Genomic DNA, 21,056 nt, shown 5'->3' with positions numbered 1-21,056 from the left:
GCTGGTACGGGGGAGAAATTCCCCGTCCGGGACACATTCCGTCCCTACAAGCGAGCCGCGACCCGATGCTGAACGCCAGGACCGTCCATCCTTCCGACCTGTCTGCCGACGACATCGCCGTCTGGGACACCCTGGTCGCCGCCGAGCCCGCGTTCGGCAATCCGCTGTTGAGCCCCGACTTCGCGCTGGCCGTCGGCGCGGTGCGCGACGATGCTCGCGTGACGGTCTATCGCGACGACGACCAGGCCGTGGGTTTCCTGCCGCATCACCGTCGTCCGGGCGGCATGGGTCGGCCGCTGGGCGCCCCGTTGTCCGATTATCACGCCCTGATCGCCGGGCCCGTCGCTGGCCTGAGCGGGCCGCGCGCCCTGGCGCTCGCCGGTCTCGGCGCCTGGCGCTTCACCGGGCTCATCGATCCGCACGGGGTCTTCGCCGACACCGAACAGGGTGAGACGTCCGGCTACGCCATCGCGCTCGACGAAGCGCCCGACGCCTACCTCGAACGACTCCGCGCCGCGTCGCCGAAACGGTTCAAGAACTGGCGCCGGCTCGACAGCAAGCTGGAACGCGAAGTCGGTCCGGTGCGCATGGAGGCCAGCGATGATCCCGCCGTCTACCAGCAGATCATGGACTGGAAGCGGGAGCAGCTGATCCGCACGGGTGTCGCCGACTTCCTCCGTCCCGACTGGACCCGCCAGCTGCTGGCCAACCTCGCCGTCGGCCAGGGAAACCTGCGCGGCCTGAACCTGACGATGTGGGCCGGCGACACCCTGGTGGCGGGCCATTTCGGCGTCACCCGCAACGGCTGGTATCACCCGTGGGTCGCCTCGACGAACCCGGACCTGGGCGAGTACTCGCCCGGCCAGACCTTCCTGATGAAGGCGATCGCCGCCATGCCGGGGCTGGGCCTGTCGGTCTACGACCTCGGCCCGAGCCACGACCACTACAAGAGACACTACGCCGCGCCGAGCCAGACGGTTGGCGAAGGCACCGTCGCCGCCTCGTCCCCCGCCGGGATGCTGGCGGGCGGGCGTGAACGCGTGTGGACCATGGCCGGCGCCCGGCGGGACGGCCTCGTCGCCAGTCTGCGCCGACGGCTGGACGCCATCGCGGTGACCGAGCTCTCGACCGCCGGCCGGGTGAAGGGTTTCGTTGACGCCGTCGCGGCCCAGCCGCGCCGCCGCCTGGCGATGGAGGGCGAATAAGAGCTCATGGGCGCGACGGTCTCCATCGTCATCCCGACCCAACGCCGGCCCGCGGGCCTCGCGCTCGCCCTGCGCTCGGTGCTCGCCCAGACGGGCGTAGACCTCTCGACCGTCGAACTGATTGTCGCCGACAATGACCAGCAGCCCAGCGCCCGGCTGGCCGTCGAGTCGGCGGCCCGGACCGCTCCGTTCCCGGTGCGCTACCTCCATGTGCCCGAAGCAGGCGTCGCCAACGTGCGCAACGGCGCGGTGAAGGCGGCCGAGGGGGGGCTGATCGCCTTCCTCGACGACGACGAGGAAGCCCCGGCCGGCTGGCTCGCGGCCCTGCTGGACGCCATGACCCGCTATGAGGCTGATGTCGTCTTCGGCCCTGTCCAGGCTCGCGCGCCGGATTCGGTCACCGCCCATCGCGACTATCTCGAACGCTTCTTTTCCCGTGAGGGACCGGCGATGGCCGGTCCGATGCCGGGCTACTTCGGGTGTGGCAACAGCCTGCTCCGCCGGGCCGCGCTTCCCGACCCCGTGCAGCCCTTCAGCCTGCTGCGCAACCGCATCGGGGGTGAGGACGACATGCTGTTCGGCCACATGCAGGCCGCCGGCGCCCGCTTTGTCTGGGCGCCTGACGCGGTGGTCTGGGAAGACCCGGTCCCCGATCGCCTGACCCTGCGCTACACGCTGGCGCGCGCCTTCGCCTATGGCCAGGGGCCGACCGCCCACTGCGCGGCCGCCAGCCCGCCGGACTGGATCGGCGTCGCCCGGTGGATGCTCATCGGCCTCGGCCAGGCGGCCGTCTACGGCCTGATCGCCGCCGTCAAATGGGCCGCTCACACCCCCGACCGGGCCCAGGCGCTCGACCGCGCCGCGCGCGGCCTCGGCAAGACCTTCTGGTTCGGCCCCTTCAAGATCAACTTCTACGGACGCAGCGCATGACCATCATTCGCGACTGGACCCCGGACAAGGTCTACGCCTTCGGCAAGGAGGTGCAGACCTACGAGCACGATCTGCACACCCGGCCGATGTTTGATGACGCCGGCCTGGCCGATCTGCTGGATCGCTACCCTCGCGAGAAGCTGGGCGTGTTCACGATGGGCGAGGATCCGCGCGAATGGCGGACCTGGCGGCGTGGCACGGCCGGCGGCCTGCCCGGCAGGGTGCTGCTTGAAATGGCCCGCGAAGGCCGCATCTGGCTGAACCTGCGGGCGACCAACGACTACCTGCCGGACTACGCCGCGCTGGCCGACGAGGTGTTCGCCGAGAAGGAGGCCCAGGTTCCGGGTCTGCACACGATGAAGCGTGATCTCGGCGTGCTCATCAGTTCGCCCAATGCCCAGGTCTTCTATCATCTGGACGTGCCGATGGTGTCGCTGTGGCAGATCCGCGGTGTGAAGAATGTCTGGGCCTATCCGGTGGCGGAGCCTTTCGTCGGGGCGGAGGCACTCGAGGCTATCGTTCTGCGCGAGACGGCTGAACAGTTCGCGTTCGACCCTGACTGGGATGCCGGCGCCGCCCGCGTCGAATTGACGCCTGGCCGGATGTTGACCTGGCCGCAGAACGCACCACATCGTATCGAGAACGGGCCAATGCTGAATGTCTCTCTGTCGATGGAGTTCATGACCCCTTCGGCGCTGATGCGGGCCAACGTTATCTACGCCAACGGCCTGCTGCGCCGGCGGCTTGGCGCTGACCCGCGGGTCCAGCCGGGCTTCTCGCCCGTCGGTCTGGCCAAGGTCGCGGCGGCACGGGCCGCCAAGGCGCTGAAGCTGCAAAAAGCCCACGAGCGGGTCCTGCCCGTGACGTTTGATCTTGAATCCGGAGTTCCGGGCCGCGCGCAGCGCGCGGCCTAGAGGAGGGGGACACACACCATTCGTGCGGAGACGATTGGCGTGTGTCCCCTTTACCCCTTCAGCACTCTTGCCCGATCGGCCTGATCGCTCCAAATGATCGGGATGACAGGCCCCCGAACCATCGACCTGACCGGCGAAGCCGCCGCCGACGCCCGCGCCCTGCGGGACGCCTTCGGCTGTTTCACCACGGGCGTGACCGTCGTCACCACGATCGATGGCGAGACGCCGGTGGGCTTCACCGCCAACAGTTTCGCGTCGGTCTCGCTCGATCCGCCGCTGGCGCTGATCTGCGTCGGGGCCGAAGCCAGCTGCCTGCCGGCCCTGACGGCCAGCGGCGTCTTCGTGGTCAATGTGCTGCACGTCGACCAGCAGGCCCTGGCCGCCCAGTTCGCCCGTCGCGGCGCCGACCGGTTCGAGGGCGTCACGCCGGAAACCTGGCACACTGGCGCGCCCGTCCTGCCCGGCTGCATGGCCAACTTCGAGTGCCGCACCCATGCCATGGTCGATGCCGGCGACCACCAGATCATCATCGGCCGCATCCTCAAGGTGCATCATGACGCCGACCACGAGCCGCTGGTCTATCTGCGCGGCGGGTACCGCAAGGTGCACACGGATTGATCCTCCCCCATCGGGGGAGGTGGATCGCCGCAGGCGAGACGGAGGGGGTCACCCGAGATCTGAGCGGACCCCCTCAGTCGGCTTCGCCGACAGCTCCCCCGATGGGGAGCAACTTTCGGTGCGCCCACCCCTGACGCTGGGTCATACTTGGCGTCGGCCCTTCGAGGGCTTAAGTGACGCTCACGTAAACGATAACCTGATCAGGGAGATACCCCATGGGTGAAGCCTATATCGTCGCCGCCGGCCGCACCGCGGGCGGCCGCAAGGGTGGCCGTCTGAGCGGGGTTCACCCCGCCGACCTCGCCGGTGAAGTCCTCAAGGCCCTGGTCGCGCGCACCGGCGCCGACCCGGCCACGGTCGAGGACGTCATCATGGGCTGCGTCGGCCAGGGCGGCGAACAGGCCGTCAACATCGCGCGCAACGCGGTGCTGGCCAGCGGCTTCCCGGAAAGCGTGCCGGCCACCTCGGTCGACCGTCAGTGCGGCTCCTCGCAGCAGTCGCTGCACTTCGCGGCCCAGGCCGTGATGTCGGGCGCCATGGACTGCGTCATCGCCGCCGGCGTCGAGAGCATGAGCCGCGTGCCGATGGGCAGCCCCTCGGTCCTCGCGATGAAGGCCGGCATGGGCAATTACATGAGCCCGAACATGCAGGAGCGCTATCCGAACATCCAGTTCAGCCAGTTCGCCGGCGCCGAGATGATCTCGAAGAAGTACGGCTTCACCAAGGACGACCTGGACGCCTTCGCCTTCCAGAGCCATCAGCGCGCCATCGCCGCGACCAAGGCCGGTCACTTCGACAAGGAAATCGTCGGCGTCGAGATCACCCTGGCCGACGGCACCAAGGAAACCCACGTCATCGACGAGGGGATCCGCTTCGACGCCAGCCTTGAAGGCATCAAGGGCGTGAAGCTGCTGGTCGAGGGCGGCACGGTCACGGCCGCCAGCTCCAGCCAGATCTGCGACGGCGCCTCGGGCCTGCTGGTCGTCAACGAAGCCGGTCTCAAGCGCCTCGGCGTCGAGCCGCTGGCCCGCGTGCACCACATGACCGTTACCGCCGGCGATCCCGTCGTGATGCTCGAAGAGCCGGTGTTCGCGACCCAGAAGGCCCTCAAGAAGGCCGGCATGAAGATCAGCGACATCGACCTGTACGAAGTCAACGAAGCCTTCGCGCCCGTGCCGCTGGCCTGGCTGCAGGGCAACGACGCCGATCCGGACAAGCTGAACATCTCGGGCGGCGCCATCGCGCTCGGCCACCCGCTCGGCGGCTCCGGCGCCAAGCTGATGGCCACCCTGATCCACAACCTGCGCCGCACCGGCAAGCGCTATGGCCTGCAGACCATGTGCGAAGGCGGCGGCCTGGCCAACGTAACGATCGTCGAAGCGCTCTAGTTCAGACGCTCTGACCGAAACAGAAGGGGCCGCTCACCGGACAGGTGGGCGGCCCTTTCTCTATGCAGCTACACCCCCCCGTCATCCTCGCCCTTGTGGCGAGGATCCCTCTGGACGTGTCTCGAACCATTCCATCTGGAAGACTGCTCGTGCGGCTTCGCGAGGGGTCCTGGGCACAAGGCCCAGGATGACGGCGATGGTGATGTGCCTCAAACCAGCCTTGGCCCGGGAACCCATTCCGCGATGGCCGGATACAGGTCATCCCAGTGCGGATTGTCCCGTTCGATCAGGTTGATTTTCCACTCGCGCGGCCAGCGCTTGAGCGATTTCTCTCGTTGAATGGCGCCGATCATGCGTTCGCGCGGCTCGTACCAGACGAGGCGCCTGAGCCCGTACTTGCGGGTGAAGCCGGGATAGACGCCTTCGCGATGCTGAACGATGCGGCTGAGGAACCGACTGGTCACGCCGATGTAGATCGTCCCGTGGAAGCGGTCGGACATCATGTAGACGGCGATGAAGCTGTCGCGTGTAACCATAGATTGAAATTAGACAATAACTCTCGCCAATTTCAACCCTCGTCATCCTCGCCCTTGTGGCGAGGACCCCTCTGGACGTGTCTCGAACCGTTCCGTCTGGAAGGCCGCTCGTGCGGCTTCGCGAGGGGTCCTGGGCACAAGGCCCAGGATGACGAAGCTTTCGTAGCCGCGGGTGGCGGCTACTTCGCAGCGCTCACCCGCCACACCACATTCCCCACATCATCCGCCACCAGCAGAGCGCCGGTACGGTCCACAGCCACGCCGACCGGCCGGCCCAACGCCTGGCCCTTGCTGTCGAGGAAGCCGGTCAGGAAGTCCTGCGCGGCGCCGGCGGGCTTGCCGCCGCTGAACGGCACGAACACCACCTTGTAGCCGCTGGCCGGCTTGCGGTTCCACGAGCCGTGCTGACCGACGAAGGCGCCGCCCTGATAGACCGCAGGGAAGGGGCCCGCCGCATAGAAGGCCAGCCCCAGCGAGGCCGTGTGCGCGCCGAGCGCAAAGTCAGGGCGGATCGCCTTCGCCACCATATCCGGCCGCTGTGGCTGCATGCGCACGTCGACATTCTGGCCGTAGTAGCTCCACGGCCAGCCGTAGTGGCCGCCGTCCTGCACGCTGGTCATGTAGTCGGGCACCAGGTCGTTGCCGAGCATGTCGCGCTCGTTGACGGCGGTCCACAGCGCCCCGCCCGTCGGCTCCCAGGCCATCCCGACCGGATTGCGCAGGCCGGTGGCGAACACCCGCAGCGTCTTGCTGGCCAGATCGAGCTCGAGAATTCCGGCCCGGTTGACCTCCTTCTCGATGCCGCCCTCGGCGAGGTTCGAATGCGAGCCGACCGAGATGTACAGCTTCGTCCCGTCGGGGCTGGCCAGCAGGTTGCGAACCCAGTGCTGGTTCGGCGTCCCGGCCGGCAGGTCGACCACCTTGACCCCCGGCGCGGTGATCGTCGTCGCACCCGCCGTGTAGGGGAAGGCCATCACGCTGTCGGTGTTGGCGACATAGAGGGTCTGCCCGACCAGGGCGACGCCGAGCGGCGAGTTCAACCCCTTGAGGAAAACCGTCCGCGCCTCGGGAACGCCGTTGCCGTCGGCGTCGCGCAGCAGGGTGATCTGGTTGGCGCTCGGCGCGTCGGCCCCGGCGCGTTTGAACACCGCGGCGGCCACCCAGTCTGTCAGGCTGGTCTTCTTGCGGGCCGGGGAGTTGCTCTCGACCACCAGCACGTCGCCGTTCGGCAGCAGGTACAGCCAGCGCGGGTGCGCCAGCCCGTCGGCGAAGCGGGTCACCGTGAACCCGGTCGGCGCGGTCGGCCCGCCGCCCGCCGGCCAGCCCACGGCCTTGGCCGGATTGAGCATGGGGATCGGCCCGTTCGGATCCGGCGCCGTCAGTTTCACGTCGGGCCCGTAGGTGGCCGACGAGGGCATCTCGCTGGCCTTGCCGCAGGCGGCGAGGGCGAGCAGCGCGGCCGACAGGGCGGCGAGCTTGGCGGTGCGGTTCATGATGGCGTTTCCCCAGCCGGTTTTGCGGTGAGGATATGGCGCGCGGGCCCCCGGGGGCAATGCGCGGCGTTGGCTCGCCGCCTACAGGCCGTCGAGCTGGATGTGGATCTCGCCGTCGCCGCGCACGGCCACCACGATGCGCTGGCCGTCGTCGCCGAGCGCGTAGCGGCGGCCGTTCGACACGCCGGACAAACGTCCCGCGACCCAGCGTCCGCCATCGGCCACCGACAGACGCATGCCGCCGGCTTCGGCGGGCAGGGTGATGACATAGCGACCGGCGTCCAGATGGTGGAACACCACCACGCCGCCGGCGCCGGCGGCCACGGCGGCCACCGGCCCGGCGCAGCTGTCCTTCTCGAGCTCGACGGTCAGCGCCGACCCCGGCCAGGCCGAGGCCGCCGACCCGGCCAGCAGGACCACGGCGGCGCAAACGGCGCCCAGCCCGATCTTCCCTCTGGTCATGATGCCCGCCCCCGTATGGTCGCCCCGAGAGGGACTGACCTGTGAACGCTAACACGGAAATGGGAGAAGTGCCGACCCACTCTGAATACTCCGCTCATCCTCTCTTTCGCGAGGATGAGCGGAGCGGGGAGGGGTTTGACCTCCGTCAACGCGCCCGCCCGCGTACGCCCGCACCCTGCGCGCCAGACCGGAGCGCGCCATGGACGTCCTTGAAGCCCTCGCCGAACGCCGCACCAGCCGCGCCTATCTGCCGACACCCGTATCCCGGCAGGCGGTCGAGACGATCCTGACAGCCGCCGGCCGCGCGCCCTCGGGCGGCAACCTCCAGCCGTGGCGGGTCTGGGCGCTGTCGGGCGAGGCGCTGGACGGCCTGCGCGCGACGGTGCTGGCGAAGGTCGACGGCGGCCAGATGATCGACGGCGACTACGAGTACCTGATCTATCCGCCCAGCCTGAAGGAGCCCTACCTCACCCGCCAGTTCCGCAACGGCGAGCAGCTCTACGGGGCGATGAACATCACCCGCGACGACGCCGCCGGCCGCATGCAGCAGTTCCGCCGCAACTTCGAGCTGTTCGGCGCCCCGGTCGGCCTGTTCTTCGGCATCGACCGGACCATGGGCCAGGCCCAGTGGTCGGACCTGGGCATGTACATCCAGTCGGTCCTGCTGGCCGCCACGGCGCTCGGCCTGCAGACCGCCGCCCTCGAGTCCTGGTCCCTCTGGCACCGCACGACACGCGCGTATCTCGACATGCCCGAGGACCTGATCCTGTTCTGCGCCGTCGCGGTCGGCCACGCCGATCCGGACGACCCGGTCAACACGTTGAGGGCCGAACGCGCCCCGCTGGACGAGGTGGCGGTGTTGCGGGGGTTTTGATCGCGCTCAAGCCGGTCACAACAACCCCCGCTCATCCCGGCGAAGGCCGGGACCCAGGATTTTTTGAACCACAACACACCCGTCCAACAAGCGCGCGGGCCATGCCTGAACCGTGAGCCGAGCCCGAAAACGCCTGGGCCCCGGCGTTGGCGCTTCGCGCCGCCCTTCGGGTCGCCGGGATGAGCGGAGAGGGGGGGGATCCGCGCGCTGCTTCCCCGGCCCTCAAACCGGCAACGCCACCGTATTCTTCACCTCCTCCAGCACCGCATAGGTCCGCGTCTCGCGCACCCCCGGCAAATTCACCAGCGTCTCGCCCAGGAACGCCCGGTACGCCGCCATGTCCTCGACGCGCGCCTTGATCAGATAGTCGAACCCTCCAGCCACCATGTGGCACTCCAATATCTCCGGCGTGCGCCGCACCGTCGCGGCGAACTGGTCGAAGGTTTCGCCGGTGGTGCGGTCGAGCTGGATCTCGACGAAGATCATCAGGGCGCGGTCCATCTTCTGCGGGTCGAGCAGGGCGACGAAGCCGGTGATGAAGCCGCGCTCGCGCAGCCGGCGGAAGCGGTCGTGGCAGGCCGCCGGCGACAGGCCGACACGGGCGGCCAGGTCCTGGTTGGTGATCCGGCCGTCGGTCTGCAGGACTCGCAGGATCTTGCGGTCTAGCTCGTCCAGCATGTCGGCGATCCTTCGGCGAATGGCTCGATATCGTCGAAAGTCTACGGACGTGGCGCGAACAAGCCAAGCACCTTCGACGCGTTCCGGGGTATGACAGAACATCCTTCGTCAACCGGTATCGCCATGTCCGACCGTCCGACCCTAACGGCCGCCCGCGCCGCCATCGCGCCCCTCTACCGCGCGCCGGAGCCCGAACGGCTGGTCGCCCTGGTCCCCGCCGCGTCGCTGTCGGCGGCCGAACGGACGTCTGTCGAGACGCGGGCCAGGGTCATGCTGGCCGACCTGCGCAAGGCCGGGTCCGACGGCTGGGTCGAGCGGTTCCTGCAGGAATACAGTCTGACCACCGACGAGGGCGTGGCCCTGCTGTCGCTGGCCGAGGCCTATCTGCGCGTGCCCGACGTGCTGACCGCCGCCGACCTGGTGCGCGACAAGCTGGGCCGGGCCGACTGGGCCGCCCACGCCGGCCAGTCCGGCTCGGTGCTGGTCAATTCCGCGACGCTCGGTCTGATCCTCGCCCGCGGTCTGATGGACGATGAGGCCGGCGCCCTGACGCGGCTGGTCGGGCGCCTGGGCGAGCCGGCGATCCTCAAGGCCGTGGCCGCCGCCATGCAGATGATGGGCGAGGCCTTCGTGCTCGGCCGGACGATCCAGGAAGCGCTCAAGCGCGCCGACCGGGGCGGGGCGGCGGCCTTCCGGCACAGCTTCGACATGCTGGGCGAGGCGGCCCGCACGATGGACGACGCGGACCGCTACCTGGCCGCCTATTTCGACGCCATCGCGGCGGTCGGCGCGGCCTGCGGCTTCGAGGGCGAGATGCACGCCCGTGACAGCGTCTCGGTCAAGCTGTCGGCCATCCACCCGCGCTACGAGACGGCGCAGGACGCGTCCTGCGTGCCCGAGCTGGTCGCCCGCACGATCGCGCTGGCCGAGGCGGCGCTGGAGGCCGGCATCGGCCTGACCATCGACGCCGAGGAGGCCGAGCGGCTGGAGATGAGCCTCGACATCATCGAGGCCGTCGCCCGCGCGCCGTCGCTGGCCGGCTGGGATGGCCTCGGCATGGCGGTGCAGGCCTACCAGCGCCGCGCGCCGGCGGTCATCGCCTGGGCCGACGCGCTCGGCCGCGAGACCGGCCGGCGGCTGACCGTGCGGCTGGTCAAGGGCGCCTACTGGGACAGCGAGATCAAGCGCGGCCAGGAGCGAGGTATGCCGGACTACCCGGTGTTCACGCGCAAGGCGGCGACCGACGTCAGCTATCTGGCTTGCGCCCGGGCGATGCTGGACGCTCCGGGGATCTACCCCGCCTTCGCCACTCACAACGCCCTGACCGTGGCGACCATCCTTAACTGGGCGGGTCCGCGCAAGGATTTCGAGTTCCAGCGCCTGCACGGCATGGGCGGCGGTCTCTATGAGCGGCTGATGCGGGACGAGGGCGTGGCCGCCCGGGTCTATGCGCCGGTCGGCGGCTACCGCGACCTGCTGGCCTACCTCGTCCGCCGTCTGCTGGAGAACGGAGCCAACACCAGCTTCGTGCACCAGATCGCCGACGAGAGCATTTCCGACGAGGAGCTCCTCGCCGACCCCGTTTCCATCGTTCAGGCCGCCGGCCTGCAACCCCACAGCCGGATCGCCAACCCCATGGACCTCTACGCCCCCGAACGCCGCAACAGCGCCGGCCTCGACCTGACCGACCGCGCCGTGCTGGACGGGCTCGTCGCGGAGATGGGCAAGACCTGGGCGGTGTCCCAGACCGCCGCCCCGCTGATCGGCGGCAAGGCCCTCGCGGGCGCGGGCAAGCCGGTGACCGATCCCGCCGACCACGGCCGCGTCGTCGGGACGGTGGTCGAGGCGAGCGTCGCCGACGTCGGCCGGGCCATCATCCGCGCCTATGCCGCGCAAGGGCAATGGGCCGCCACGCCTGTCGCCGACCGCGCCGCCTGCCTCGACCGCATGGCCGAACTGATGGAACGCGACCACGTGCGCCTGATGGCGCTCTGCGTGCGCGAGGCCGGCAAGAGTATTCCCGACGCCCTTGGCGAGGTGCGGGAAGCCGTCGACTTCTGCTGCTACTACGCCGCCCGCGCCCGCGAGACCTTTCTGCCGATCACCCTGCCGGGGCCGACGGGCGAGAAGAACGAACTGACGCTGACCGGCCGGGGCGTGTTCGCCTGCGTCAGCCCGTGGAACTTCCCGCTGGCCATCTTCCTCGGACAGGTCACCGCCGCGCTGGTCGCCGGCAACGCCGTGGTCGCCAAGCCCGCGCCGCAGACGCCGCTGATCGCTCACGCGGCCGTGCAGCTTCTGCTGGAAGCCGGCGTGCCGGCTGATGTCATCGCCCTCGTGCCCGGCGGTCCCGACGTCGGCCAGGCCCTGACCGCCGATCCGCGCGTCATGGGCGTCTGTTTCACCGGCTCGACGGCGACCGCGCGGCGCATCGCCCGCACCCTGCTGGAGGATGAGCGCCGCCCGCTGGTGCCGCTGATCGCCGAGACCGGCGGCCTCAACGCGATGATCGTCGACTCCACGGCCCTGCCCGAGCAGGTGGTCGCCGATGTGATCGTTTCGGCCTTCCAGAGCGCCGGCCAGCGCTGTTCGGCCCTGCGCCTGCTCTGCGTCCAGGAGGACGTGGCCGACAAGGTTCTGGAGATGCTGAAGGGGGCGATGGACCTGCTGACGCTCGGCGATCCGGCCCGCCCGGACACCGACATCGGCCCGGTCATCGACGCGCCGGCGCGCGACGGCCTGCAGGCCTGGATCGCGGCCAACCGGGCGAAGGTCATCCACCAGTTGTCGCTGCCCGCCGGCCTCGAAGCGGGGACCTTCGTGCCGCCGACGGTGATCAGGCTCGACCGCGTCGAGGACCTGACCCGCGAGGTGTTCGGCCCGGTGCTGCATGTGGTGACCTGGAAGGCCGGCGGCCTCGACGACCTGCTGGCCCGCATCAACGCCAGCGGCTACGGCCTGACCATGGGGCTGCACAGCCGCATCGGCGAGACGGCCGACCGCGTCCGCGCGGGGGCGAAAGTCGGCAACCTCTATGTGAATCGCTCGATGATCGGCGCCGTGGTCGGCGTCCAGCCCTTCGGCGGCGAGGGCCTCAGCGGCACCGGCCCCAAGGCCGGCGGTCCGCACTACCTCGCCCGCTTCGCTGTCGAGCGCACGGTCTCGACCGACACGACGTCGGCCGGCGGCAACGCGACGCTTCTGAGTCTGGAAGACTGACCAGCGGGTCCATGTCCCCGACACGAAAACACCCCCGGAGATCGCTCTCCGGGGGCGTCGTCACAGTGGGGCTCCGGGGGGGGAGAGACCTACTGGAACATGCCGAACAGCACCGAGGCGATGACGCCCGTGGCGATGGCGGTCAGGACGACGTCGTTGTCGACCCGGTTGTATTCGTAGCCGCGCGGGGGCGGGGGCAGACGGTAGTGGCGGTAGTCCACGGCGTAGGCCCGGCCGCGGTACTGCGACGGCAGGCGATCGCCCCGGCGCCACTGGCGCTGCTGGTAGCCGTTGGGCTGGTGATAGCGGCCGCCGTCGTAGCGACGGTCGGCCCGGCGTTCCCAGCGGGTGTCGCGACGCTCGTCACGACGGTCGTAGCCGTTCCGGTCGCCATTGCGGTCGTCGTAGTAGCCGCCGTCGGAGTAGCCGCCCTGGCCCTGATAGCCGCCCTGACCCTGATAACCACCCTGGCCTTGGTAACCACCCTGGCCCTGGTAACCACCCTGGCCTTGATAGCCGCCCTGCGGCTGGCCCTGATAGGAGCCGCCCTGACGCTGGTAGTCGCCGCCCTGGCGCGAGCCGCCGTAGGACTGGGCGCTGGCGGCGCCGGCCGAAGCCAGGACCGACAGGGCGATCGCGGCTGAGAGGATCTTCTTCATGGCGGGTCTCCTTGACGGCGGGCCTTTGGAGGATCCGGCGGCGGCCGTTGTTGAGATGCGTTATGGGCGGCCCCGCTTGAGCCCAGTCTGAACAGCGCTGGTCATCTCCCGTTCATCTGCGGCGACCGTCGCCCGGACACGAAAACGCTCCCGGAGCGGGCCCCGGGAGCGCGGTTCGTTGTCTGACCGTCGGCTAGTTGAACAGGTCCATCAGCACCAGCGAGATCAGACCGCCGGCGATGGCCACCAGCACCACGTCGTTGCCGACGCGGACGTAGTGGTAGCCGCGCGGCGGCGGGGCCAGGTGATAGGTGCGGTAGTTCACGACGTAGCGGCTCGACCGGTATTGCGACGGCAGGCGCTGGCCGTGACGCCAGTGACGCGCCTGATAGCCCCGGGGACCCTGGTAGCGCGGCGCGTTGTAACGACGTTCCGCGCGGCGCTCGCGAGCCTGGACCGGAACCGGACGGGCAGGCTGGGCCTGCGGTCGACCGGGCTGGCCGCGCGGCGTCTCGTGACGGCGGTCCTGACCCTGCTGGCCGTTCGAACGCTGCGGGTCCTGGCCCTGGCGTTGGTAGGGCTGCGCGCCGGCGATGCCGGCCGTGGCGAGCACCGTCACGGCGAGGACGGCGGAGATGAACTTCTTCATGGGTGGCGATTCCGGCCCGCGGCGAACCTCGGGGTGAAGTCCGTCAGAGAGCCTCGCGAGACCCCTGTGTTCGAGCTGTTGTGCAACGGACCGCGACCCGTTCGGTTTCAGCGCTTGTGGCAGTTGTGATCTGGATCAGGCCGCGCGCTTGCGCCGGGCCGGCGCCGCGGCTTCCAGCAACCCGGTGACCCCATCGGCCGTCAGGGGCCGGCTGAACAGGTAGCCCTGGATGTCGCCGCAGCCGGCGGCGTTCAGACTGTCGCGCTGCACCTCGGTCTCGACGCCCTCGGCGATGACCGCCAGGTTCAGCGCCCTGGCCAGCTTGATGATGGCCGAGACCACCTCGTCCGCCTCCGGATCGACGCCCAGGTTGACGATGAAGGACCGGTCGATCTTGATCTTGTCGATCGGATACCGCTGCAGATAGCTCAGGCTCGAGTAGCCGGTCCCGAAATCATCGAGCGTCAGACTGAAGCCGAGGTCACGCAGCCGGTGCAGCGTGTCGTGCGTGTCGGGATCGTCTCCGACCAGCACGCCTTCGGTGATTTCGAGATCGTACCGGCGAGGATCGATGCCATGGTCCCGCACCAGGCGGCCGACATCCTGCACGAAGCCCGGCGCGCGCAGCTGTGTCGCCGAAACGTTGACGCCGATCTTCAGGCCGGGCCACTCGCTGCCTTCCTCGAAGGCCCGACCGAGTGTGAACAGGCCCAGCGCGCCGATCAGACCGCATTCTTCCGCGACCGGAACGAAGAAGGCCGGCGACACCGAGCCGCGGACCGGGTGATCCCAGCGCACGAGAGCCTCGACCCCGGTCATGACGCCGCGACGGTTGACCTGCGGCTGATAGACCATCGTCAGGTTTCCCTGCTCGAGGGCTTCGCGCAGGTCGGCTTCCAGGGCGCGGCGACTCTTCACCGCCGCGTCCATTTCGATCTCGAAGAAGCTGAACCGGTTCCGGCCGTCCTCGACGGCGCGATTGAGGGCCAGGTCGGCCTGGCGCACCGCTTCGCCGGGATCCATTTCGCCGTCCCGCACCAGGGCGATGCCGACGGCCGCGCAGACGAAGACCCGACCGAAGGACAGGCTGAACGGCTCGCCCATCACCTCGATCAGACGGGCCGCCAGGTTCGCCGCCTGGCCGGCATGGTCGGCGGCATGGACGATGGCGAACTGGTCGCTGGAGAAGCGCGCGAAGACATCGGTGGTGCGACACTGGGCGGCGAGCCGCCGCGCGACCTGCTGGATCAGCTCGTCGCCGGCCTGGTGTCCGTGCAGGTCGTTGACCTCGCGAACCTTGTCCAGGCTGATGCAGTGGATCGCCACGAGTGACTCCGGCGTCCGGCGCAGACGGTCGAGCGCGTGGTCGAGCTTTTCCAGGAAGCGCGTGCGGTTCGGCAGGCCGGTCAACGAGTCGAAATAGGCCAGGTGGGTGGCGCGGGCCTCGCTGGCGATCAGCCCCTGCGCCATGCGCGTGCTTCGCCGGAACAGCCACAGCGCGGCGAGGCTGAGCAGGGACAGAAGGGCGACGGCCGGAATGCCGGCCTTCCTCAACATGTCGGCGCCGGGGGTTTGGGGTCGCCAGTCGATGGTCGCCAGGTACTCGCCTGAACTCGATACCATCGGCACGTGAGCCTCGCCGGGCTCTCCGCGGGAGTCCGCGGTGTGAAGGTGGAGGCCGTTCAACAGGAACCGCCGAGCAAACAGCTGGACGAAGGAGTCCTCGATCGGCAGGGCGGTCACGACGATCGGCGCACGGCGTCCAGTCAGGACGGCATGCCCGAAGTCGGGCTGCACCAGGGTGGCGGTGAGGATGTACATCTGCTCGCCGACCAGGGCGAACGTGCTGGCCTGCAGCGGTTCCAGATCGCCGCCATGGGCCCGGCTCGGCGGCATGAGGCGTTCGCGATCAGCTTCCTTGGCCCGAACGCCGGCGACCAGCGGCGACGTCGCCGGGGCGAAGGCCGCATAGCGCGCGAGCGGCGCAACGAAGCCATGCCGCGCCGCGAACTGCGGCCGGTTCGCGGGATCCAGAACGAAAGCAACGTCGATGCCGCTGGTCTGATGCAGATACTGGCCGATGTTTTCGCGGGCCCAGTCCGGATCGAAGCGGTTGGCCAGGTGGACGACCGCGTCGTCCCAGACGACCTGCGGCACGACCCGGTGCGCGACTTCTTCGGTGATGCCGTTCAAGCCGTTGGTGACGATGGCCTGCTCCCGCGCGCGGGCGAGGCCGTCGAAATGGCGGGTCAGGCTCAGCAGACCGCTGACGAGCAGAACGATGATCAGGAATGACAGGCCGGCGATCGGCCAGAAGAAGTCCGCCTTCAGAATCTTGCCGTTCATCTTAAGGCGGTTCCGCAGTCCGTGGTCGCAAAACCGGGTCTAGCGGCCAGCCCCTAACATTCAGGTAACAGGCGAGTAGAAGCGGGTGCTCGCGGTTTACTCAAGCCAGCCGCTCATAGTTTGACCGGGTGATTGCCTCCCAATACTCACAGTCTATCGACCACTCAATTTGAGCATGTCGAGCGCGCTTTCTTTACGACGGACGTCTGGAGAAGTTGGGACCTGGTGTCATCGGACGCCCCATCGGCCAGGGGGAAGGGGATGGCGCCTCTGAACCGGCCAGCGCCTCGAAGGCGGCGACGATATCGTCGTCGCTGATCAGGTCGGGCGTCTGGAAACGGGTGAACACGAGGCCGGTGATCAGCGCGTCGATCACCCGGGCGAACTGGTCGGCGGGCATGGGCAGGGACCCCGGCGGAGCAATGCGCGTGAAGCCGTCCGCCATGGCGCGGTAGGTTTCGGCGTTTCGCTCGGTCAGGCGCTGGCGCATGTGCGCGTGGGTCAGGTTGTAGAGCTGGAACGCCGCCGCGCCTGCGGCCATGGGGAGACGGGCGCGGGACGCCACCGCCACCGCCTCGCCCAGAATGCGCAGTTGCACCCGCAACGGCGCGCCCGGCCGGAAGTCAGCCTCGATCGGCGTCCACTGGCTGTCCATGACAGCCAGGAACAGGTCTTCGCGACTCTTGAAGTTGCCGTAGAACGACCCGCGCGAGAGGTTTGCCCGCGTGCAGACCGCCTCGATCGAGGTGCGGTCGAAGCCCTTCTCGGCGATCACGGCGGCGGCGGCCTCGACAAGGGTCTTGCGGGTCCGCTGGCGCTTGTCGCCCTTGGGAATGCCTTTGCGGCTGACCGGAGTTCGCGTCATCAGCGATATCTACGGCGCCAGATTAAATGCGGCAATGCATTTAACGTGACAATCCCGCCTGACGACGAAAGCCCCGGCCGCTGGGCGACCGGGGCTGGCCGTGGGCCGGCAAGGCCCCTGGCGACTAGGAGTCGCGGCGCATGTCGGGCGAGCGATCGTCACCCATGCCCGGGCGGTCCCGGCTTTCGTCGTCGAAGGCCTCGCCGGCGGTGTGGCCGGCGAACGAGCGGTCCTCGCCGTACAGGCTGCGCTCCCGGGCGACTTCGTCGCTCGAGTACGGCCCGGCGGCCGGATCGAAGGCCTGCCAACCTGCCTCATGGTAGGCCCGGCCGCGATTGGTGGCGTCCACGCCGCGGCCGGCCTGCAGCAGTCCGTCCACGCGCATGGCGTCGTTGTCATCGACCCGAACGCTGACCAGCGAGCCGCCACGGCGGACGCCCTCGGCGTAGACGTTGGCTTCCTCGTCGGTGTGGCCGGCATCTTTCAGGGCGCCGAGAATTCCGCCCGCCGCACCACCGGCGACAGCGCCCACCGCGGCGCCGACCGCTGTCGACACCAGCCAGCCGGCCGCGACCACCGGGCCCAGACCCGGAATGGCCAGCATGCCGAGGCCCGCCAGTAATCCGGCTCCGCCGCCGATCAGGCCACCCGTCGTGGCGCCCTTGCCGGCCCCTTCAGCCGCGTCGCTCTCTCCGTCGCCATCGCTGTCGCGAAGGGCGCCGTCGTGCCAGTTGCCGGTGTTGCTGGCGACCAGGCTGATCCGGTCGTCGTTGATGCCGGCGTTTTTCAGGTCGCGGACGGCGGCCAGGGCGTCGGTATGGCGGTCGAACAGCCGCGTTACAGTCTTCGTCATGGTCTTAACTCCAGTTACTGAGAGATGTTATTGCGGGCTGACCGCGCCCTTGTAGTCGACCGACACCGCGACTTCCTTGCCGCCCATAGTGGCCTTGCCGCTCCAGATTCCCTGCTCGTTCTGGGTCAGCGCGCTCACATTGCTGTAGCCGGCGTTCTCGATCGCGCCCTTGGCCTGGGCTTCCGTGAACGAGTTGGCGCCCGGGGTCTGGGCGGTCTCGCCGGTCGTCGGCGTGGTGTCGACAGCGGCATTGCCGGGAGCTTCCGGCGCCGAAACGACCGGACCCTCCGTGCGATCGGACTCGGCCGGCTTCTGGCCACAGGCCACAAGCAAAATAGCTGCCACGGAAACCGCGGCGGTTACAGTAAGGACTTTCATGATGTCTCTCCCTCAGGAGATGGATAAAGACATCGCTCGAAAGTTGGTTCCAAAGAACAGCAAACGGTGTTCCGTTGTCTGTATAGGCTCAACGACCCGTGGTTGGCGTTCGTGAGGCGGTCGCGCGCTAGGTTGGCGCCTGTTCGCCCGCGAGCATCGCGAACGCCGCATGGAAGGCCTCGTCCGGAACCAGGTCCGGCGTCAGGAAGCGCTGGAACAGCAGACCCTCGGTCACCGCGTGGATCAGCACGACCAGCGTCTCGGCCGGCATCGGCAGGCCGCCCTCGTCGGCGACGCTGCGCAGCCAGGTGGCGCCAGTGGCGAAGCTGGCGCGGGTGGCGGCCTCCACCTCGGCGCGGAGAGCGTCGTGGGACAGGGCGTGCGCCATGCCGGTCAGCCGCCCGAAGGCCGCGGTCTCCCGTTCGGGGATCGAGGCGACATAGGCCTCCGACAGGGCGCGCATCTTCTCTGCGAACGTAGAGTCGGGGCGGATCTTCGGCCGCACCGGCGACCAGTAGGTCTGTCCCAGGGCGATGAACAGGTCGTCGCGGTTTCTGAAGTTGCCGTAGATCGCCCCGCTGGTCATGCCGGCCCGCTCGGCTACGGCCTGCAGGGTCGTGCGCTCGTAGCCACGCTCGCGGATCAACTGGCGGGCTGCTTCCAGCAGGGCGGCGCGCGTCCGGGCGCGCTTGTCGCCCTTGGGGCGGCGGCGGGCGTCGGACGGGGCAGGGGCGGCGGACATGTTCCGGACTCTAGCGGCTTGCAAAATTATAGGAGGTATATTTTATAAAGGTATTACATTTTCAAGCGCCGATCGCTTCAGGACCCGCCATGACCACCGCCGACCCCATCGCCGCCATGCTCGGCCGCTACACCGACGCCGACGAGATCGCCGGCGCGGCGACCCTGGTCTGGAAGGATGGCAAGGTCGTCCAGACCTGCGCGGCCGGCTGGCGGGACCGGGAGTCTCTCGATCCTCTGGAGCGTGACGCGATCTTCCGCATAGCTTCGATGACCAAGCCGGTTACGTCGGTCGCCGCGCTGATGCTGGTGGACGAGGGCCGGATCGCTCTCAGCGACCCGATCAGCAAATGGGCGCCCGAGTTCGCGGAGATGCGGGTGCTGCGCTCGCCGACCGGGCCGCTGGACGAGACCGACCCGGCGGTGCGGGAAATCACCTTCGACGACCTGCTGACCCATCGTTCGGGCCTGACCTACAGCTCCTTCCATGACGGCCCGATCCAGCCGGCCTATGACGCGGCGCTGGGCGGCCAGATCGACAGCCACGTCACGCCCGACGACTGGATCGCGGCGCTGGCGGGCCTGCCCCTGATCGATCAGCCCGGCGCAGGCTTTCACTACGGCAACTCCACCGACCTGCTCGGATTCCTGATCGCGCGGATCGAGGGCGAGTCCCTCGGCGCGGTGCTGAAGCGTAGAATCTTCGAGCCCCTTGGCATGACCGACACCGGCTTCTTCGTGCCGGCGGACAAGGCTCACCGCCGGGCGCAGATGTACGGCTTCAACGCCGACGGCGGGCTGGTTCCGAAGCCCGTCGGGGCGGGCGGTGCGGGCGCCGTAGTGCCTGATCGGACCACGGCGACGCCGTACGAGGCCGGAAGCGGCGGCCTGTGGTCGACGCTGGACGACTATCTGGCCTTTGCCCGGCTGTTCATCGGCGACGGCGCGGTCGACGGGGTGCGGCTTCTGAAGCCCGGGACGCTCCGGGCAATGATGACCAACCAGCTGACCGGTGATCAGCGCGCGCGGGCCGAGACCTTCGGCATGCCGCTCTTCACCGCCCATGGCTTCGGGTATGGCCTGGCGGTGGTGATGGACCCCAACACGGCGGCGGTCACCCGCTGCAAGGGCGGTGTCGGCACCGTCGGCTGGCCGGGGGCCTACGGCGGCTGGTGGCAGGCCGATCCGACCACCGGGACCGTGATGATCTTCCTCGCCCACAACGTCATGGAGCCCGAGCTGATGGCCATGGGCATCGGCCTGAACGTCTACGGCGCGATCACCGAGTTCCACGGCCTGGCCAGCGCGCTCTAGCCGCAAGGCCTTCCAGCCCCACGACGATGTCGCGCGAGGCGGGATAAAGCCAGCGGCGTATCAAAAACGTCAATGAAGTTAACGCTTTAGGGGCGAGTGAACGGTCGCCGGAGAGGCGAGCCGGTCAGGCGGCCGTCATGCCGCCGTCCACCACCACCTCGGACCCCGTCATGAAGGCCGCGCCGTCGGAGGCGAGGAACACGATGGCGTTGGCGATATCGATGTCGCGGCCGAGCCGGCCCATCGGGTGGCTCTGGGCGAAACGCTCCAGCGTGCTGTTGGACCCTTCGCCGTTGCGCGCCGACACAGCTACTGCGGCCTCGGCCATCATCGGGGTGTCGATGATCCCCGGATGCACCGAGTTGACGCGGATCTTCAGGCCGCCCCGGGCGCATTCCAGCGCCGCCGACTTCGTCATAAGCCGCACGGCGCCCTTGGAGGCGTTGTAGGCCAGACCGCCGGGCTGACCGACCAGGCCCGCGACCGACGACAGGTTGATGATCGAGCCGCCGCCGTCCCAACGCGTGGCGCGTTCAGCGATGGCCGGGATGGCGTGCTTGAGGCCGAGGAATACGCCCTCGACATTGACCTGCTGCATGCGCCGGAAGTCCTCCAGCGCGGTCTCGACGATGCCCTTCATCCAGAAGATGCCGGCGTTGTTCACCAGGATGTCGAGCCCGCCGAAGGTCGCCTTCGCGAAGGCCACGGCGGCGATCCAGTCGGCCTCGACGGTGACGTCATGCTTGATGTAGGCCCCGCCGACGGCTTCGGCCGTGGCTGTCCCGTCGTTGAAGTCCGTGATGACGACCTTGGCGCCCGCCGCCGCCAGCGCTTTCGCGGTCGCCGCGCCGATGCCGCGCGCGCCGCCGGTGACCAGCGCCACCCGCCCCGTGAGATCCTGCATACCGTCCTCCCCCATTGCTGGAGAGGGCTA

The 21,056-nt window shown here is 69.0% G+C and carries 20 protein-coding genes; 8 read left to right on the top strand and 12 right to left on the bottom strand.

Annotation, left to right across the window (positions count from 1 at the left end):
- The first annotated feature begins 65 nt into the window (after positions 1-65).
- From ACODSL_RS01815 to ACODSL_RS01795, 5 genes are all read left to right on the top strand, one after another.
- Positions 66-1,205, top strand: coding sequence for a GNAT family N-acetyltransferase (locus ACODSL_RS01815; RefSeq protein ID WP_488898917.1), 1,140 nt, complete (start codon positions 66-68; stop codon positions 1,203-1,205).
- 6 nt (positions 1,206-1,211) lie between these two features.
- The gene (locus ACODSL_RS01810; protein ID WP_488898916.1) at positions 1,212-2,135 is read left to right on the top strand and encodes a glycosyltransferase family 2 protein; all 924 of its coding nucleotides are present in this window, start codon (positions 1,212-1,214) and stop codon (positions 2,133-2,135) included.
- Positions 2,132-3,049: a hypothetical protein gene (locus ACODSL_RS01805; protein WP_488898915.1), complete on the top strand. Its 918-nt coding sequence runs from the start codon at positions 2,132-2,134 to the stop codon at positions 3,047-3,049. The genes ACODSL_RS01810 and ACODSL_RS01805 overlap by 4 nt, the downstream gene beginning before the upstream one ends.
- 102 nt (positions 3,050-3,151) lie before the next feature.
- On the top strand, positions 3,152-3,667 hold the full coding sequence (locus ACODSL_RS01800) for a flavin reductase family protein (protein ID WP_488898914.1): 516 nt from the start codon (positions 3,152-3,154) through the stop codon (positions 3,665-3,667).
- Between the two features lie 215 nt (positions 3,668-3,882).
- The gene (locus tag ACODSL_RS01795; protein ID WP_488898913.1) at positions 3,883-5,055 is read left to right on the top strand and encodes an acetyl-CoA C-acetyltransferase; all 1,173 of its coding nucleotides are present in this window, start codon (positions 3,883-3,885) and stop codon (positions 5,053-5,055) included.
- A gap of 209 nt (positions 5,056-5,264) precedes the next feature.
- Here ACODSL_RS01795 and ACODSL_RS01790 read toward each other — a convergent pair whose 3' ends face one another.
- The 3 genes from ACODSL_RS01790 to ACODSL_RS01780 all read right to left on the bottom strand — a co-directional run bounded on the left by ACODSL_RS01790 (position 5,265) and on the right by ACODSL_RS01780 (position 7,546).
- Positions 5,265-5,591 carry a GIY-YIG nuclease family protein gene (locus ACODSL_RS01790; RefSeq protein ID WP_488898912.1) on the bottom strand — a complete coding sequence of 109 codons (327 nt, stop codon included), beginning with the start codon at positions 5,589-5,591 and terminating at the stop codon, positions 5,265-5,267.
- Between the two features lie 179 nt (positions 5,592-5,770).
- Entirely contained in the window at positions 5,771-7,084 is a 1,314-nt protein-coding gene (locus ACODSL_RS01785) for a PQQ-dependent sugar dehydrogenase (protein ID WP_488898911.1), read from the bottom strand.
- Positions 7,085-7,165: 81 nt separating this feature from the next.
- Entirely contained in the window at positions 7,166-7,546 is a 381-nt protein-coding gene (locus tag ACODSL_RS01780) for a hypothetical protein (protein ID WP_488898910.1), read from the bottom strand.
- A gap of 199 nt (positions 7,547-7,745) precedes the next feature.
- On the opposite strand from ACODSL_RS01780, the gene ACODSL_RS01775 reads away from it, so the two are divergent.
- Complete coding sequence (locus ACODSL_RS01775; protein WP_488898909.1) at positions 7,746-8,420, top strand: nitroreductase; 675 nt, start codon at positions 7,746-7,748, stop codon at positions 8,418-8,420.
- 222 nt (positions 8,421-8,642) lie between these two features.
- On the opposite strand, the gene ACODSL_RS01770 is transcribed toward ACODSL_RS01775, so the two are convergent.
- A complete protein-coding gene (locus ACODSL_RS01770) occupies positions 8,643-9,098 on the bottom strand; it encodes an Lrp/AsnC ligand binding domain-containing protein (RefSeq protein WP_488898908.1) in 456 nt (151 codons plus the stop codon).
- 123 nt (positions 9,099-9,221) lie between these two features.
- Between ACODSL_RS01770 and putA the strand changes: the two genes are divergently transcribed.
- Positions 9,222-12,317, top strand: a complete 3,096-nt coding sequence (gene putA / locus ACODSL_RS01765; protein ID WP_488898907.1) for a bifunctional proline dehydrogenase/L-glutamate gamma-semialdehyde dehydrogenase PutA — start codon at positions 9,222-9,224, stop codon at positions 12,315-12,317.
- Positions 12,318-12,406: 89 nt separating this feature from the next.
- Here putA and ACODSL_RS01760 read toward each other — a convergent pair whose 3' ends face one another.
- From ACODSL_RS01760 to ACODSL_RS01730, 7 genes are all read right to left on the bottom strand, one after another.
- The gene (locus ACODSL_RS01760; RefSeq protein ID WP_488898906.1) at positions 12,407-12,976 is read right to left on the bottom strand and encodes an RcnB family protein; all 570 of its coding nucleotides are present in this window, start codon (positions 12,974-12,976) and stop codon (positions 12,407-12,409) included.
- Between the two features lie 193 nt (positions 12,977-13,169).
- Positions 13,170-13,625, bottom strand: a complete 456-nt coding sequence (locus ACODSL_RS01755) for an RcnB family protein (RefSeq protein ID WP_488898905.1) — start codon at positions 13,623-13,625, stop codon at positions 13,170-13,172.
- Between the two features lie 135 nt (positions 13,626-13,760).
- Complete coding sequence (locus ACODSL_RS01750) at positions 13,761-15,971, bottom strand: putative bifunctional diguanylate cyclase/phosphodiesterase (RefSeq protein WP_488898904.1); 2,211 nt, start codon at positions 15,969-15,971, stop codon at positions 13,761-13,763.
- Between the two features lie 193 nt (positions 15,972-16,164).
- A complete protein-coding gene (locus tag ACODSL_RS01745; RefSeq protein ID WP_488898903.1) occupies positions 16,165-16,836 on the bottom strand; it encodes a TetR/AcrR family transcriptional regulator in 672 nt (223 codons plus the stop codon).
- 124 nt (positions 16,837-16,960) lie between these two features.
- A complete protein-coding gene (locus ACODSL_RS01740) occupies positions 16,961-17,689 on the bottom strand; it encodes a hypothetical protein (protein WP_488898902.1) in 729 nt (242 codons plus the stop codon).
- Between the two features lie 27 nt (positions 17,690-17,716).
- Complete coding sequence (locus tag ACODSL_RS01735; protein WP_488898901.1) at positions 17,717-18,067, bottom strand: hypothetical protein; 351 nt, start codon at positions 18,065-18,067, stop codon at positions 17,717-17,719.
- A 127-nt stretch (positions 18,068-18,194) separates the two neighbouring features.
- A complete protein-coding gene (locus ACODSL_RS01730; protein WP_488898900.1) occupies positions 18,195-18,809 on the bottom strand; it encodes a TetR/AcrR family transcriptional regulator in 615 nt (204 codons plus the stop codon).
- An 89-nt stretch (positions 18,810-18,898) separates the two neighbouring features.
- On the opposite strand from ACODSL_RS01730, the gene ACODSL_RS01725 reads away from it, so the two are divergent.
- Entirely contained in the window at positions 18,899-20,122 is a 1,224-nt protein-coding gene (locus ACODSL_RS01725) for a serine hydrolase domain-containing protein (RefSeq protein WP_488898899.1), read from the top strand.
- Positions 20,123-20,246: 124 nt separating this feature from the next.
- Here ACODSL_RS01725 and ACODSL_RS01720 read toward each other — a convergent pair whose 3' ends face one another.
- Positions 20,247-21,026, bottom strand: a complete 780-nt coding sequence (locus ACODSL_RS01720) for a glucose 1-dehydrogenase (protein WP_488898898.1) — start codon at positions 21,024-21,026, stop codon at positions 20,247-20,249.
- Positions 21,027-21,056: the final 30 nt, after the last annotated feature.

It is taken from the genome of Caulobacter sp. FG121, from assembly GCF_057809815.1.
Note: the sequence above shows the minus strand (reverse complement) of the source record. Positions and strands in the feature narration are given on the sequence as shown.